A 14238-nucleotide genomic window follows, 5' to 3' on the forward strand; every position below is an offset into this window, starting at 1 on the left:
TGAAACCAATGTAACGGCGTGATAAAATTACGCCGTTTATTTAACTCAACAAGGAAAATAACGATGAGAGAAACGCACAAATCCATTATTCAACGCAGAATCAGAAATATTAATTTCATTAACCGCTACTTTGTTGGAAACGGTATTGATATTGGCGGCGGGCCTGATTCACTGGCACAATTTCTTGGTGTTTTCCCCAAAATGCAAAGTGTCAGAACTTGGGATCTTGAAGACGGTGATGGACAATATCTGGCAACCATTCCGGATGCAACCTTTGATTTTGTTTATTCCTCCCATTGCTTAGAACATTTACATAATCCCGTTATTGGTTTGGAAAACTGGTTACGCGTGCTTAAACCAAAAGGTTTTTTGATTGTTACGGTGCCTGATGAAGATCTTTATGAACAAGGAATTTGGCCTTCAGTCAAAAATACCGATCATAAACATAGTTTCACGATTCATAAAAATCACTCTCAAATGCCGGCATCAGTTAATATTTTAGATTTAGCCAAACATTTTTCCGATCAAGTAAATATTGAAAGCATTATTCAAGTTCACGATTATTATCGTGAGGGATTGCCACCACACATTGACCAAACGTTAGGCGATGCAGAATGTGCTATTGAATTCATTTGGCAGAAAAAATAACGCTGAAATGAAGTGATTGGTAAGGGAAAACCAAGGCTAGTCAACATACTGAATGTTCTCTCATTAGAGATGTTTGAGTTTTAATAATGACGCCCAATTAGGCGTCTCTTTTTATTAAAATTATTTAGATGCCATTGCTACATAATAGGTTATTTGTAGGTTTTAACCCACTTTTATCAATCACTTTACTAATTACTTTTATAACCCCAATCTTTCTTTAATGCGATCAGCAAACATTCCGATACTTACCGCAAAATTATTGGATTTATTCCAGTCTAAAAGCGTACGGAAGTTGTTAGAAACCAAAAACGCCCGTCCCACTTCTTTATCCGGACGAACCAGCCAAAGTTCTGCATTGGAAAGTGCGGTCAATTTTGCTTGTTCTTCCTGGCTAAAACCAAGCGGCATTACACCCAGTGATTGCCATTCACGCAAAGAACGGGCTTTATTTTTCTCAATACCGGAAAGGGATAAATCAAGCGGTTGATTCAAGCTAACTTCCATCCCCCAAGGCAATTTGTCGTTCCAGCCGACTGTGTGCAAATAATTGGCAATGGAAGCAAAGGTATCAAATTGGTTTGTCCAAATATCTTTTACGCCGTCATTATTACCGTCTGCGGCATAATTTAAGAAAGCACTCGGCATAAATTGTGTTTGCCCCATCGCCCCTGCCCACGAGCCTAACATTCGATGGCGTTGAATATGATCCCGTTCCAACATTTTCATCGCATTGACAAATTCTTTGCTAAATAGGGCTTCACGTCTGCCGTCAAATGCCAAAGTCGCCAGAGCGGAAAGCACATCATATCGCCCTTGATAATGCCCGAAGCTACTTTCCATTCCCCACAACGCAAGGATATATTCTTGTTGTACACCATAACGTTGGCTTGCCCGTTGTAACGGTACTTGCACTTCCCAATAGCGTTCTTCCGCCACATTTACTTTGTTGTTGGTTAATACTTTATTGAGATAATTTGTTGTGCCATTCGGATTTGAAACTGCCGGTTTATTTGGATCACGTTTTACCGTTCTGCCCGCCTGCGCACGATCCAACGCCACCGCTTTTTCCATATATTGAATATTATTTTGGGCGTTTAAGACAGAAGCCGAAACCCCTTCTGCAGCTGCTTTTCCTTTGAGGAAGCGAACATAATCATTGAAGTTATCAAGCGTGCGAGGTTTGTTATAAGTCGCATTACGGCTTATGTTAGGAATAGTTTCCGCAGAAGTCGGCGCATTATTTGAACAAGCCGTGATAAGGCAGGACAAAAGTGCGGTCGATATTAAAGAGATTTTTTTCATTTTTTATCCTTATGAGTCAAGATTGATATTAATTATTCCTTTTTCCCTTACTTATGAATTAAATAAGGAAATGCTATTTTCTTAAAAATTGATGATAAACCGCCTTCAATAATGAAGTCGGTAACAAACGGGAGCCTGAACGCAGTGCAAAAGTAAACAAGCCCGATAACAAACCTTGAACCCTTAAGCGGTATTTCAATTTGAACAAACGCCACTCCGCCTTAGCTTGATTTAAACCACGGCGGCGACCGACCATACCGTTCCCCACGCGGGCATAAACCAAAATATCAGGCAAATTTGCCACCGGTTTACCCTGTGCCACAAGTTTAATCCACAAATAATAGTCTTCTTGCAGATCTTCATAACCGTCACAATGAAGTACCGCATTTTTTTGATACGCCACCGTCATATGATTGAAGGGACAACGTTTTTGCGTAAATTTCACGATCTCTTGCGCCGTTGTGGGGACGTGACGATAAGCCACAATATCGTTGGTATTTTCGCCAAATTCGGCAATTTGTCCGCCGAAAATAATGGTTTGCGGATGTTGTTCGATGAAGGCAACTTGTTTTTCAAAACGTTCCGGCACGCAAATATCGTCCGTATCCATACGAAAAACCCAATCATACGAACAATGCAACAACCCCTCATTTAAGGCGTTGCCTAATCCCCGATTTTGCGGCAATTTCACTAATTTTAACGGCAATTTTGTTTCAAATGCCGACACCACGACTTCCAATTCCGCCGTCACGTCACCATCAAACACCAAAACAATTTCATCGGCTTGATGGGTTTGGGCGACCAAACTTTCAAAACATTCCCTTAAATATTGTGGTTTTTCCTTAATGTATAAGGACATTAAAACTGAAAATTTCATCACTTTTTCTCTATATAAAGCGTTTTAAATGAATGGCTAATTTAGGTGAAATTAACACCACTAAGGCAATCACCAGTTGTTTGATACTTTTTGTTTGTTTAAAGATTGCAAAATAATGCGTTGCCGCGCGGCGGGATAAGTTCATCACCTGCGGATACGCCAACATATATTGTGCATTGATGGCAAAATTGCGTGCTTGCCTTTCCGTTTCAACATAATGTGCTTGAATATAATCAATCGCCTTTTGTGTCTGGCTTGTGTCCGTTGAAACACTGGAACGCTTGGTATGAAATGTGCAGTGCGTGAGCGGTTCACTAATTTTGTAAGGGGTGAATGTCGGCTCTTTCACTAATTTCAACAAAAAATCATAATCTTCCAAAGAACGAAGTGCGGTCGATAATCCGCCTATTTTTAAGAAAAGATCTTTTTTCACCGCAATCATCGGCATTCCGCCAATTTTATTTGCCAATAGAAGGCGGTCAATATTAATTTCCTGTGGCTCAATGGGATGGGTGATGTAACTAAAGCCTTCGTTCACCATTTCGCATTTTGCGGGGTGATAAATAAAGTTAATATTGGAATGTGTTTCAATAATTTCGGCTAAACGTTCACATTTTTGATGGGCAAAACGATCATCATCATCCAAAAATAGCAACCATTCTCCCGTTGCCATACGCGCACCGATATTACGACTTTCTGCTGCTCCTTGGTTGCTTTCATTGCGAATAACACGCACATCAAAAGGATATTTTTGATTCACTACAACAGGTTCTTTTGAACAATCGTCCACAATCACCACTTCAAATGAATGAAGGGTTTGTTGCGCTAAACTTTCCAACAAGGCCGGAATTTCTTCTTTTCGGTTGTAAGACGGCACAATAACGCTAAACATTTTTCGCTTCCTTTTGTTTTAAGAAAATACACTGTTTCCCCTGAGAACCAAACAAGGATAAAAACATCAACATCACAAACATAATCCCCGGGAAAGCAAAGGTATCGGCTTTTATGTTGCAGGCAGCGAGGATGACGAAAGTCGAAAAAATAAATTTCCAACTGCCGTTAAACCAATTCAATGCCACTTTACGCACAAAATAAAAGGTAACAAGAAAACACAGCAAGGCATAAGCCACGCCACCATATAAAATTTGACGTAAGAAGCCGGAATCCGTGTTGCCATAGTAGCGTCCCACCTCCAACTGTCCGTTCATATACATTCCATCGCCCATTACAAATTGCTTCCAAGTGGGTAAAAATAGGTGATTTTTCACTAATGTATCTGTGGACGAACTCACAAAACCTGCACCGTGGAGTAAATTGATCACCGGTTCTAAGGCGTGTGCCACATACGGATTTTGCGGAAGGAAATAGGCTAGCCCGAGGATTAAGAGGGTAAAGGCAATCAGTGATGGCACATATCGCCATTTAAAATAGACGACAATGCTGACCACGGAAAGTAACAAAAAGGTTCTGCCGGAAATGAGTCCGATACATAACATCAAAAATACTAAAATACTTGGCATTTGGCTGTGTTTTGCATTGTAAGCCAACAAAAAATGACACAGCATTAGATAAAACAAACTGAGTTGGAAAAATGCCGTTGCGGTGAGGTTATACAGACGATATTCCTGCTCCGAACCATAGAATCGAGCAGGTAAAACGGCATTGGTGGAAAGTAGAAAATCCACTAAAAATGGAACGCCAAGCAAAGCTGATACCCCCACGACAAATTGCACCATCACGCCGATTTGTAAATCACGCACGACACGTTGTTGCCCGTTTGGTTTGGCATAAAAAGCGTTATAAAGCCCGATTCCCAAGATGAATAAAATCAAGGCTTTCACATACATCATTATCACGGAAAAATCCCGTGTGCCATTCACAAATAGCGGAATGAGGCTGAACAAAACTAACCCGATAAGCACAGCAAGGCTATCAATCGGCACAATGATCCCTTGTGTTTGTTGTTTTTTTACATAACGATACGCCAACAGGGAAAAGGCTGCCAATCCTGCCACCACGGACATACGCACTACGTGAAAAAACCAAGGATCATAAAGATAGAAAAGATTAAAAAGTGCGGTCATTTTTTTCCTAAATTTTTTTGAATCGCCATTAATTTTTTAAGCGGATACTTCATTAATTTTTTTATGAAATGATTCGCTTGAGAGCCTCGACTTCCTTCTAAATTACTCATTAATTGCGGATTTTCAATCACCATTAATGGACGTACCACCTGATTTTGCAGGGCAAATTTTGTTTCAAATAATAAGAAATCATCGGCAAGCCAAAAAGGCTTGGTTTGCTTGAGTTGGCTCAATAAGGAACGCGCCGCCGATTTTTTGATTAAATAGCCCACCGTGCCGGCAAAATAGCTTTTGTAGGGATAAGCATAGGTTACGCAGCCTGCTTGATGACGGAGAAAGGAAAAGGTTGTCGGGTAGTTTATTTCCAACTCGCCATCATCAAAAGCCGCAATTTTTGATTGTCCGATTAATACAATGGGCGTTTTATTATGTTGTGCCAAAAGTGCGGTCAAATTTTGCTGAAAATTTGGCGCAAACAACGCATCATCTTCACAAATAAGGGCATAATCATTTTCTTCCACGTTTTCATCGGCAACAAGAAGGCGATATACCGCCAAATGGCTTAGTGTGCAGCCAATTTCGCCTTTGGTTACTTTGCGTCCATAATGTTGTTCAAATTTGATTAAATCAAAATTTTCCCCCAATTCGCACCATTCACATTGCATGGTATTAATTGCCGAAAAAACACGGAAATCTGCGGTATCCGCTTGTGAGAAAAAAAGCGTACGCCGTTGTTCATCTTTATCAAGGGAAATTAAATATTTATTCATAATTGTCTCGATTAATTTGTACCGCGTATTTGATTAAAAAAATGACGAATAGTTGCATAAAAAGGTGGCTGATTATACTAAAGTTATCCTTGGGTTTGAAAGGAAAGTACGGTTAAAAATGGCGGTATTTTTTCAATGCGATACGATAGCTGCACAAACAAACTATTCAGAGAAAGAAGTAGGAATAGCACGCTTGGCGTTCGCAATGTTAATCTACTAAAATTGTTTAATGTTTTAAATTAACACAAGGATGATTTCCCTACCGTATTTTGGTTTTGTGTGTTTACGACATAATACCGTATAATCCCCTCAAATTTTCTAACCCCAAATCGCTATGTCGAATAAAACCATTGTTAAAAATACCCTTTTTCTCTACATCCGTATGCTCTTTAATATGGGCGCAATGCTTTATATTTCGCGGGTTGTGTTGCGTGTATTGGGGGTAGAAGATTTTGGTATTTATAACATTGTGATGGGCGTGGTGATTTTATTTTCCTTTTTTAATGGCACGATGACGGCAACCACACAACGCTTTATTAATGTAGAAAAAGCCTCAAATGAAGTTGCGCGTGTCAATAAAGTCTTTAACATCAGCCTGCTCAACCACCTATTGATTATGGTTGTGGTGGCAATCCTTGCCGAAACCGTAGGGCTTTGGTTTTTAAATCACAAATTGAATATCCCTGCCGCCCGAATGCAAGCCGCAAATGTGGTGTATCAGATCGCACTTTTAATTGCTCTCATTGAAATTATCAAAGTGCCATTTAATGCGATGATTGTGGCGCACGAACGAATGTCCTTTTATGCGTGGTTAGGCTTGGGAGAAACGGCATTAAAACTTTCCGCCATCTTTATTTTGATGCAAATTGAACAATACGATAAATTGATCGCTTACAGCTTGCTCTTACTTTGTGTGAGCGTACTTGTCTTTTCACTTTATTTTAACTTCACACGCCGTGCATTTTATGCGGAAACCCGTTTTCGCTTCCAAAAAGATTTAAGCAAAACCAAAGAAATGGCGGGATTTTCCGGTTGGATGTTGCTCGGACAAACCGCTTATGTGGCTTCCACACAAGGCTTAAATATGGTGATCAACCTCTTTTTTGGCGTAACCGTTAATGCGGCAGTGGGCATTGCGACACAGGTAGATACCGCCGTTTATAGCTTTGTGAACAATTTTCAAGTAGCGTTCAATCCACAACTGGTGCAGTCTTATGCGGCAAAAGATTATGAACGAAATAAAAAACTCATCCTCGGCACATCAAAATATTCCTTTTATCTAATTGCGATTTTATCCGCCCCTGTATTTTATTTTACCCATACCCTCTTAACATTTTGGTTGGGCGATCACCTGCCAAAATATGCAGAACAATTCGTACAAGCCACGTTATTATGTTCGTTAATCAGTGCAATGGCAGGATCATTTTGGATGACGGCACTGGCGATTGGCTCAAACAGTATTAGACAATACAACATTATCCTAGCCTGTATCGATCTTTTCACCGTGCCACTTGCCTACTACTTATTCACACTGGGTTATCATCCGGTGTATGCATTTATCGGCAGATTTTCCACCGCACTTTTAATGCAAATGTATCGTTTCTATTTTATTAATAAAAAAATTAAATTTAACCGAAAAGAATTTGTCACATATCTGTTTAATATCGGAATAATTTTCGTGCTATTAATCGGATTGATTTATTTGTCGGATACGCAACGCACCTATTCTTTCTTTGAATTTGTGGGTGAAGCTGTCTTATTGGAAAGCGGTCTAATTGCGATGATTTTAATTTTCGGCTTAAACCGTGCAGAAAAAACATTCCTGTTTAGTTATATTTTGAAAAAGGTAAAAAAATGAATTCAACATTAACCTCTCTAAAGCAAAAACTCGCCCCTATTGCGGATTTGATTAAAGATAAAAACGATGTGTTTTACTTTGATTACCCCCTGCATTTGAACGTTGGCGATTTATTGATTTATCACGGCACAGAACAATTTTTTAAAGATCACCAAATTAACGTGAGATTAAAACGTTGCGAATTTGATATGGATATTAACGAGGTAAAACAAAAAATCACCCCCAATACCACGATTTTGTTACACGGCGGCGGTAACTTTGGCGATCTTTATCCTCAACACCAAAAAATCCGTGAGGCAATGATTCAACATTTCCCTCAAAATCGCATTATCGTGCTGCCACAAACCTTATATTTTAAAGATCAAAAAAATCTGCAAAAATCAGCCGCACTTTTCAATCAGCATCAGGATTGCCACTTGCTCGCCCGCGATGAACGCACGGCGGAAGCCTTCAAACAATTTTCACCAAATGTTGCCCTTTCGCCGGATATGGCACACGAACTTTACGGCACATTGCCAACCAAGCAAGGCAATACCGGCAAACCACTTTATTTCTTGCGAAAAGATATTGAAGCAAGCGAAGTGGAAAAAAATATCCTCGCAACACTGCCTGCCACAGCAAATGTGAAAGATTGGGGGGATATTCTTTCCCCTGTCGATGATATTGTATTGGCACTCGGCTGGCGGATTGATAAATTTGCGAATAAACAAAATTGGGGATGGCTGAAAGATCTTTTCCATAAATTTTGGTTTGCCTACACCAAACATATTGTGAAACGGGTGGCAAAAATCTTCCTACAAAACGATTCAATCACAACAACCCGTTTACACGGCCACATTTTTTCCTGCCTACTGGAAATTCCAAACCGCGTTTGCGATAACGCCTATGGCAAAAACTCCGGCTATGCCAATTTATGGACAAAAGAGATTGATTTTGTGGAAATTGATAAAAAATAACATCGAAAGCATCCAACAACAGGATGCTTTTTTATTTGAAGCCCCCCCATCATTGTGCAATAATCCGTACAATATTATTTATTATTTTGGAGAATAAAATGAATGTGATGAGCTATTCCGCTTTCCGTGCCGAACTTGCCTCCACCCTTGATCAAGTGGTCGCCGATCATAGCCCTGTTATGATTACCCGCCAAAACGGAAAGCACGCTGTTGTAATGAGTCTTGAAGATTTTTCTTCCTACGAAGAAACCGCCTATTTACTGCGTAACCCGAAAAACCGTGAACGTTTACTTGAATCTATTGAACAATTAAACCAAGGCAAAATTGTAGAAAAAGCGCTAAAAGAATGATGTTATCGTGGACTGAAAATGCTTGGGAAGACTATTTATATTGGCAACAAACCGATAAAAAAATCCTTTCCCGTGTTAATAAATTAATTCAAAGCACTCAGCGAACCCCCTTTTCAGGATTGGGTGATCCCGAGCCTTTAAAACATCAATTATCCGGTTTTTGGTCGCGTAGAATTGATCGAGAACATCGATTGGTTTACCGCGTAACAGATGAAGGTATTATTATCATTCAATGCAGGTATCACTATTAATCTATTATGTTTGAATTGAAAAAACTCATCACGGCGATGATTTTGCCACCCTTTAATATTTTAATTTTATGGCTACTGGCATTAATTTTCGCCAAATTAAAATTTAAAAAATTAAGCCGAATTTTGACCGCACTTGGTATCGGTTTGCTTTACATTTTGAGTATTCCATTTACTGCACAAACCCTAAAAGACAGCCTTATCAGCAAAGATCATTTGACCCTTGAGGATTATAAACAGGCACAAGCCATTGTGTTATTGGGGGGCGGTTTGCGGGATAGTAAAGAACTTTATGCGCCGCTCGCCTCCACTGCAATTCAGTTAGAACGTTTACGCTATGCGGCTTATTTGCAAAAAGAAACGCAGTTGCCTTTATTAATCACCGGTGCAAGCCCAAGTGGTGCAGTTGAAGCCAAAATTGCCGCCCAAGAATTACAGTATTTCTTTAATGTGCCAACCAAATGGATTGAGCCAAATGCCCTAACCACAAAAGAAAATGCCTTATTGACAAAGCAAATGTTGGACAAAGAACAGATCAACAAAATTATTCTTGTCACCAATGAATGGCATATGCAACGGGCAAAACTTCTCTTTCAACAACAAGGTTTTGATGTGTTACCGGCAAGTGTTGGTGAAGGGATTACGCCGCCGGAATATAGATTAAATATTATGCATTTTATTCCCCAAGGTGGTGCATTAGCGAAAAATATGCAGTTATTGAAAGAGTGGATTGGCTATTGGAAGGAAAGATAACTGTTTGGCGTAAAATACCATTTTAATATGATATAAAGAAAAGTGCAGTTAAATTTGACCGCACTTTTTTACATCCAATTTATCGCCACAATTTGAATTGATTAATCAATCCGTTGGTTGAGCTGTCGTGGCTTGAAATTTTCGCATTGTCTGCCAACTCAGGAAGAATACGGTTCGCCAGTTGTTTACCTAATTCCACGCCCCATTGGTCAAAGGTAAAAATGTTAAAAATCACGCCTTGAACAAAGATTTTGTGTTCATACATCGCAATCAATGCGCCCAAAGTAAATGGTGTAATTTTTTGCACCAAAATAGAGTTAGTCGGTTTATTACCGGTAAACACTTTAAATGGCACAATCTCTTTTACTTCGTCTAAAGATTTACCTGCTTTCACAAATTCCGCTTCCACTTCTTCTTTTGTTTTACCAAAAGCGAGGGCTTCTGTTTGTGCAAAGAAGTTAGACAGTAATTTGTTATGATGATCCGCTAACGGATTATGGGTTTGCGCCGGCGCAATAAAATCACAAGGAATCAAGGTTGTACCTTGGTGAATTAATTGATAGAAGGCGTGCTGACCGTTTGTTCCCGGTTCACCCCAAATGATTGGGCCGGTTTGATAATTTTTGATTGCATTACCATTACGATCCACATATTTACCGTTTGATTCCATATTGCCTTGTTGGAAGTAAGCGGCAAAACGGTGTAAATATTGATCGTAAGGTAAAATGGCTTCCGTTTGTGCGCCAAGGAAATTGGTGTTCCACAAGCCAACCAACGCCAATGTGGTTGGGATATTTTGCTCAATCGGTACGGTGCGGAAATGTTTATCCATTTCGTGCGCACCACTTAATAGCTGTTCAAAATTCTCAAAACCAATGGAAAGGGCAATGGATAAACCAATCGCAGACCATAAAGAATAACGACCGCCAACCCAATCCCAAAATTCAAACATATTGTTGGTATCAATGCCAAATTCCGCCACCGCTTTGGCATTGGTAGAAAGAGCGGCAAAGTGTTTTGCCACCGCACCATTATCTTTCGCCGAAGCCAATAACCAATCACGCGCACTTTGTGCATTCGTCATTGTTTCTTGTGTGGTGAAGGTTTTTGACGCCACTAAGAAAAGTGTGGTTTCCGGATTAACTTTTTTCAAGGTTTCCGCAATATGCGTGCCATCGACATTCGATACAAAATGCATTGTGAGGTGATTTTTATAGGGACGTAACGCCTCTGTCACCATATAAGGGCCAAGATCCGAACCACCAATACCGATATTCACCACATCGGTGATGGCTTTGCCGGTATAACCTTTCCATTCGCCGGAAATAATGTTTTGGCAAAAATCTTTCATTTTGGCGAGAACGGCATTGACTTCCGGCATTACATCTTTGCCGTCAACCATTACCGGTGTATTCGCACGGTTACGAAGTGCGGTGTGCAATACGGCACGATTTTCGGTGCGGTTAATTTTCTGCCCGCTAAACATTGCCTCTTTGGCACTCTCTAACGCACATTCTTGCGCCAGTTGGCGAAGCAATGAAAGGGTGTGTTGATTAATGTTGTTTTTTGAGAAATCTACTAAGATTTGATCGTTAAAAGTTAAAGAATAATCTTTAAAACGATCTTTTTCCTGTTGGAATAAATCTTGAATAGTAACGTTTGCCAATTCGGTTTGGTGCGCTTGTAAGGCTTTCCAAGCATTGGTAGTCGTTGGATTAATATTTTTCATAGTTTTTTCCTTCTATTATTAATTTAAAAATTTAATCGACATATTCTGTAATCACACGTGGCGTTAATTTTGTAATCAATTCATAACTTAAAATACCGGTGAATTTTGCAACCGTTTCAATAGGCAAGGCTTTGCCCCATAAAATCACTTCATCTCCGACTTGATCTTGGCTCTCCGCCCCTAAATCAACCGTCAGCATATCCATTGATACCCGTCCGACAATCGGCACAATGCGACCGTTTAGATACACCGGCGTGCCTTCCGGCACATCGCGCGGATAACCATCGCCATAACCGATTGCCACCACACCGATTTTGGTATCGCACGGGCTTTTCCAAATGCCGCCGTAGCCTACCGGCTCGCCTTTTTTGTGATGACGTACGGCAATTAAAGAAGAGGTGAGATTCATCACCGGTGTTAAACCAAATTCTGCCGCCGCCGTCTCCGTTGGGGAAATGCCGTACATAATAATGCCCGGACGAATCCAATCTAAATGGGATTCCTGCCAAAATAAAATTCCCCCCGAAGCGGCAATACTGCGTTCGCCCGATTTATCTTGAGTGACCGATAAAAAACGTTGAATTTGTAGAGGAGTGTAATCGGATTCCAGTTCATCCGCACGACTAAAGTGGCTCACAAAGCCTAAGTGCGGTTGAATTTGCGGGAGTTTTTTCAGGGCTTGATAAAATTCTTCCACTTCATCAAGTGCCACGCCCAAACGGTGCATTCCGGTATCAATTTTAAGCCATACTTTAATCGGGCTTGGCACCGTTGCACGTTGTAAGGCTTCAAGTTGTTCCCGATTATGCACAATGGTTTCAATATTATTGACGGCAAGAATGGGTAAATCTTCTTCATTGAAAAAACCTTCCAGCAATAAAATCGGTTTAATAATACCGCTGGAACGCAGGGCAAGGGCTTCTTCCAAACGGGCTACGGCAAAGCAATCGACATTTTTTTCGAGCGTTGAGGCAACAAATACCACGCCGTGTCCATAAGCATTGGCTTTAACCACCGCAATAATTTTGCTATGCGGTGCTTTTTGTTTAATCACCTCTAAATTATGTTTTAAGGCTTGCGAACTAATTTTTGCAGTCGCCGGCTTTACATTCATTTTATATCCTTAATAATCATCACGATATTCACGTTGTTCGGCAAGGTTATCAAAACGTGAAAATTGTCCGTTAAATTTTAAACGCACCCGACCAATCGGGCCGTTACGCTGTTTACCGATAATAATTTCCGCCACGCCTTTATCTTCGGAATTGTCGTTATACACTTCATCACGGTAAATAAACATAATTAAGTCCGCATCTTGCTCAATGGAACCGGATTCACGTAAATCGGAGTTTACCGGACGTTTGTCGGCACGTTGTTCCAACGTGCGGTTTAACTGGGAAAGGGCAATCACCGGCACTTCCAATTCTTTTGCCAAGGCTTTTAAAGAACGGGAAATTTCGGCAATTTCTAAGGTACGGTTGTCGGAAAAGGCAGGTGCACGCATAAGTTGTAAATAGTCCACCATAATCAGACTTAATCCACCGTTTTCCCGATAAACACGGCGGGCGCGGGATCGCAATTCCGTTGGCGTTAAACCGGAAGAATCGTCAATGTAAAGATTATTCTTCTGTTTAAACATTCCAAATACACTGCTGATTTTATTCCATTCAATTTCGTCTAAGCCTTGTCCGGTACGGATTTTGGTTTGATCTACCCGTGCAAGGGAGGCGATCATACGCATCATAATTTGTTCGGCTGGCATCTCTAAACTAAACACCAACACCGGTTTTTCACTTGCCATTGCGGCATTTTCACAAAGGTTCATTGCAAAGGTGGTTTTCCCCATAGAAGGGCGTGCCGCCACAATGATTAAATCCGAAGGTTGAAGTCCGGCGGTTTTTTTATCGAGATCGGTAAAGCCCGTTGTCACACCGGTAACGCCTGAATGGTTATCCAACTTACTTAATGTATCAATACGCTCAATAGTGTTTTGCAATACACTAATCACATTTTGCGGCCCTTCACTTGACGTGCTGCGTTTTTCTGCGATAGCGAAAACTTCGCGTTCGGCTTCATCTAAAATAAGTTTAATATCTTGCCCTTTCGGTGAATAACTGTTTTCTGCAATACGATTTCCAACGGAAATGAGTTCACGCAAAATCGCCTTTTCACGCACAATATCCGCATAGGCTAAAATATTGATGGCATTTGGCGTATTATTGGAAAGCTCGGCAAGGTAAGCAAAGCCGCCAACTTCTTCACTGATCCCTTTATTTTTTAGGGCTTGATCGAGCGTAATCAAATCAATCGGTGACTGATTGCGCATTAAATCTTCCATCGCTTGGAAAATGGCACGGTGGGCAAAGGTATAAAAATCATCGGCAATCACACGTTCGGCAATGCCGTCCCAGTGTTGATTGCTTAACATAATACCGCCTAAAACGGCTTGTTCGGCTTCAATAGAATGAGGCGGTACACTGATTTGTGCGGTTTGTTTGTCGGATGATTTAATTTGTGGTTGAGATGCCATAGAAATGCAAAAGACATAAAAAAGGGCTATAAAAATTGGTGCTAATGATACCGCAAATGAGGGGGAGATTTAAGTGAAAAGTGCGGTCGATTTTAAGATTAAATTTAATTGCAAAAAAAAGCCCCCAATCGCT

Annotated in this window: 14 protein-coding genes; 6 read left to right on the forward strand and 8 right to left on the reverse strand. The window is 40.5% G+C overall.

Translation table 11 applies throughout. The annotated features are described in order from the left end of the window. Positions 1 to 63 precede the first annotated feature (63 nt). Complete coding sequence (locus tag BKL49_RS05730; protein WP_077423645.1) at positions 64 to 648, forward strand: methyltransferase domain-containing protein; 585 nt, start codon at positions 64 to 66, stop codon at positions 646 to 648. Positions 649 to 846: 198 nt separating this feature from the next. Here the strand turns inward: BKL49_RS05730 and BKL49_RS05735 are convergent, their stop codons facing one another. From BKL49_RS05735 to BKL49_RS05755, 5 genes are all read right to left on the reverse strand, one after another. After that, positions 847 to 1950, reverse strand: a complete 1104-nt coding sequence (locus BKL49_RS05735; protein WP_077423646.1) for a lytic murein transglycosylase — start codon at positions 1948 to 1950, stop codon at positions 847 to 849. A gap of 73 nt (positions 1951 to 2023) precedes the next feature. Continuing rightward, positions 2024 to 2827, reverse strand: a complete 804-nt coding sequence (locus tag BKL49_RS05740; RefSeq protein WP_167367119.1) for a glycosyltransferase family 2 protein — start codon at positions 2825 to 2827, stop codon at positions 2024 to 2026. A gap of 10 nt (positions 2828 to 2837) precedes the next feature. Beyond that, positions 2838 to 3719: a glycosyltransferase family 2 protein gene (locus tag BKL49_RS05745; RefSeq protein ID WP_077423647.1), complete on the reverse strand. Its 882-nt coding sequence runs from the start codon at positions 3717 to 3719 to the stop codon at positions 2838 to 2840. Next, positions 3712 to 4911, reverse strand: coding sequence for a hypothetical protein (locus tag BKL49_RS05750; RefSeq protein WP_077423648.1), 1200 nt, complete (start codon positions 4909 to 4911; stop codon positions 3712 to 3714). The genes BKL49_RS05745 and BKL49_RS05750 overlap by 8 nt, the downstream gene beginning before the upstream one ends. Continuing rightward, a complete protein-coding gene (locus BKL49_RS05755) occupies positions 4908 to 5681 on the reverse strand; it encodes a glycosyltransferase family 25 protein (RefSeq protein WP_077423649.1) in 774 nt (257 codons plus the stop codon). Before BKL49_RS05755 ends, BKL49_RS05750 begins: the two co-directional genes overlap by 4 nt. A 334-nt stretch (positions 5682 to 6015) precedes the next feature. Here BKL49_RS05755 and BKL49_RS05760 point away from each other — a divergent pair, with 334 nt between their 5' ends. The 5 genes from BKL49_RS05760 (at position 6016) to BKL49_RS05780 (ending at position 9846) form a co-directional block, all read left to right on the forward strand. After that, on the forward strand, positions 6016 to 7539 hold the full coding sequence (locus tag BKL49_RS05760) for an MATE family efflux transporter (protein WP_077423650.1): 1524 nt from the start codon (positions 6016 to 6018) through the stop codon (positions 7537 to 7539). Beyond that, positions 7536 to 8495 (forward strand): polysaccharide pyruvyl transferase family protein, encoded by a 960-nt coding sequence (locus tag BKL49_RS05765; protein ID WP_077423651.1) that lies wholly within the window; start codon positions 7536 to 7538, stop codon positions 8493 to 8495. The genes BKL49_RS05760 and BKL49_RS05765 overlap by 4 nt, the downstream gene beginning before the upstream one ends. A gap of 98 nt (positions 8496 to 8593) precedes the next feature. Continuing rightward, a complete protein-coding gene (locus tag BKL49_RS05770) occupies positions 8594 to 8845 on the forward strand; it encodes a type II toxin-antitoxin system Phd/YefM family antitoxin (protein ID WP_077423652.1) in 252 nt (83 codons plus the stop codon). Next, complete coding sequence (locus tag BKL49_RS05775; protein ID WP_077423653.1) at positions 8842 to 9096, forward strand: Txe/YoeB family addiction module toxin; 255 nt, start codon at positions 8842 to 8844, stop codon at positions 9094 to 9096. Before BKL49_RS05770 ends, BKL49_RS05775 begins: the two co-directional genes overlap by 4 nt. A gap of 6 nt (positions 9097 to 9102) precedes the next feature. Further along, entirely contained in the window at positions 9103 to 9846 is a 744-nt protein-coding gene (locus tag BKL49_RS05780) for a YdcF family protein (protein WP_077423654.1), read from the forward strand. Positions 9847 to 9925: 79 nt separating this feature from the next. Here BKL49_RS05780 and pgi read toward each other — a convergent pair whose 3' ends face one another. From pgi to BKL49_RS05795, 3 genes are read right to left on the reverse strand one after another with little or no spacing between them, the layout of a single operon-like run. Next, complete coding sequence (gene pgi, locus BKL49_RS05785) at positions 9926 to 11575, reverse strand: glucose-6-phosphate isomerase (RefSeq protein WP_077423655.1); 1650 nt, start codon at positions 11573 to 11575, stop codon at positions 9926 to 9928. Positions 11576 to 11606: 31 nt separating this feature from the next. Beyond that, complete coding sequence (gene alr, locus BKL49_RS05790) at positions 11607 to 12689, reverse strand: alanine racemase (protein ID WP_077423656.1); 1083 nt, start codon at positions 12687 to 12689, stop codon at positions 11607 to 11609. Between the two features lie 9 nt (positions 12690 to 12698). Beyond that, positions 12699 to 14105 carry a replicative DNA helicase gene (locus BKL49_RS05795; protein WP_077423657.1) on the reverse strand — a complete coding sequence of 469 codons (1407 nt, stop codon included), beginning with the start codon at positions 14103 to 14105 and terminating at the stop codon, positions 12699 to 12701. Between the last annotated feature and the right edge of the window lie 133 nt (positions 14106 to 14238).

The sequence above is a fragment of the Rodentibacter myodis genome, assembly GCF_001999305.1.
Classification (GTDB): Bacteria; Pseudomonadota; Gammaproteobacteria; order Enterobacterales; family Pasteurellaceae; genus Rodentibacter; species Rodentibacter myodis.

Coding starts and splice junctions, on each gene's coding strand:
- BKL49_RS05735 (WP_077423646.1), bottom strand. CDS start 1,950: ATGAAAAAAATCTCTTTAATATCGACCGCACTTTTGTCCTGCCTTATC.
- BKL49_RS05770 (WP_077423652.1), top strand. CDS start 8,594: ATGAATGTGATGAGCTATTCCGCTTTCCGTGCCGAACTTGCCTCCACC.
- BKL49_RS05750 (WP_077423648.1), bottom strand. CDS start 4,911: ATGACCGCACTTTTTAATCTTTTCTATCTTTATGATCCTTGGTTTTTT.
- BKL49_RS05775 (WP_077423653.1), top strand. CDS start 8,842: ATGATGTTATCGTGGACTGAAAATGCTTGGGAAGACTATTTATATTGG.
- BKL49_RS05745 (WP_077423647.1), bottom strand. CDS start 3,719: ATGTTTAGCGTTATTGTGCCGTCTTACAACCGAAAAGAAGAAATTCCG.
- BKL49_RS05780 (WP_077423654.1), top strand. CDS start 9,103: ATGTTTGAATTGAAAAAACTCATCACGGCGATGATTTTGCCACCCTTT.
- BKL49_RS05755 (WP_077423649.1), bottom strand. CDS start 5,681: ATGAATAAATATTTAATTTCCCTTGATAAAGATGAACAACGGCGTACG.
- BKL49_RS05730 (WP_077423645.1), top strand. CDS start 64: ATGAGAGAAACGCACAAATCCATTATTCAACGCAGAATCAGAAATATT.
- alr (WP_077423656.1), bottom strand. CDS start 12,689: ATGAATGTAAAGCCGGCGACTGCAAAAATTAGTTCGCAAGCCTTAAAA.
- BKL49_RS05795 (WP_077423657.1), bottom strand. CDS start 14,105: ATGGCATCTCAACCACAAATTAAATCATCCGACAAACAAACCGCACAA.
- BKL49_RS05765 (WP_077423651.1), top strand. CDS start 7,536: ATGAATTCAACATTAACCTCTCTAAAGCAAAAACTCGCCCCTATTGCG.
- BKL49_RS05740 (WP_167367119.1), bottom strand. CDS start 2,827: ATGAAATTTTCAGTTTTAATGTCCTTATACATTAAGGAAAAACCACAA.
- BKL49_RS05760 (WP_077423650.1), top strand. CDS start 6,016: ATGTCGAATAAAACCATTGTTAAAAATACCCTTTTTCTCTACATCCGT.
- pgi (WP_077423655.1), bottom strand. CDS start 11,575: ATGAAAAATATTAATCCAACGACTACCAATGCTTGGAAAGCCTTACAA.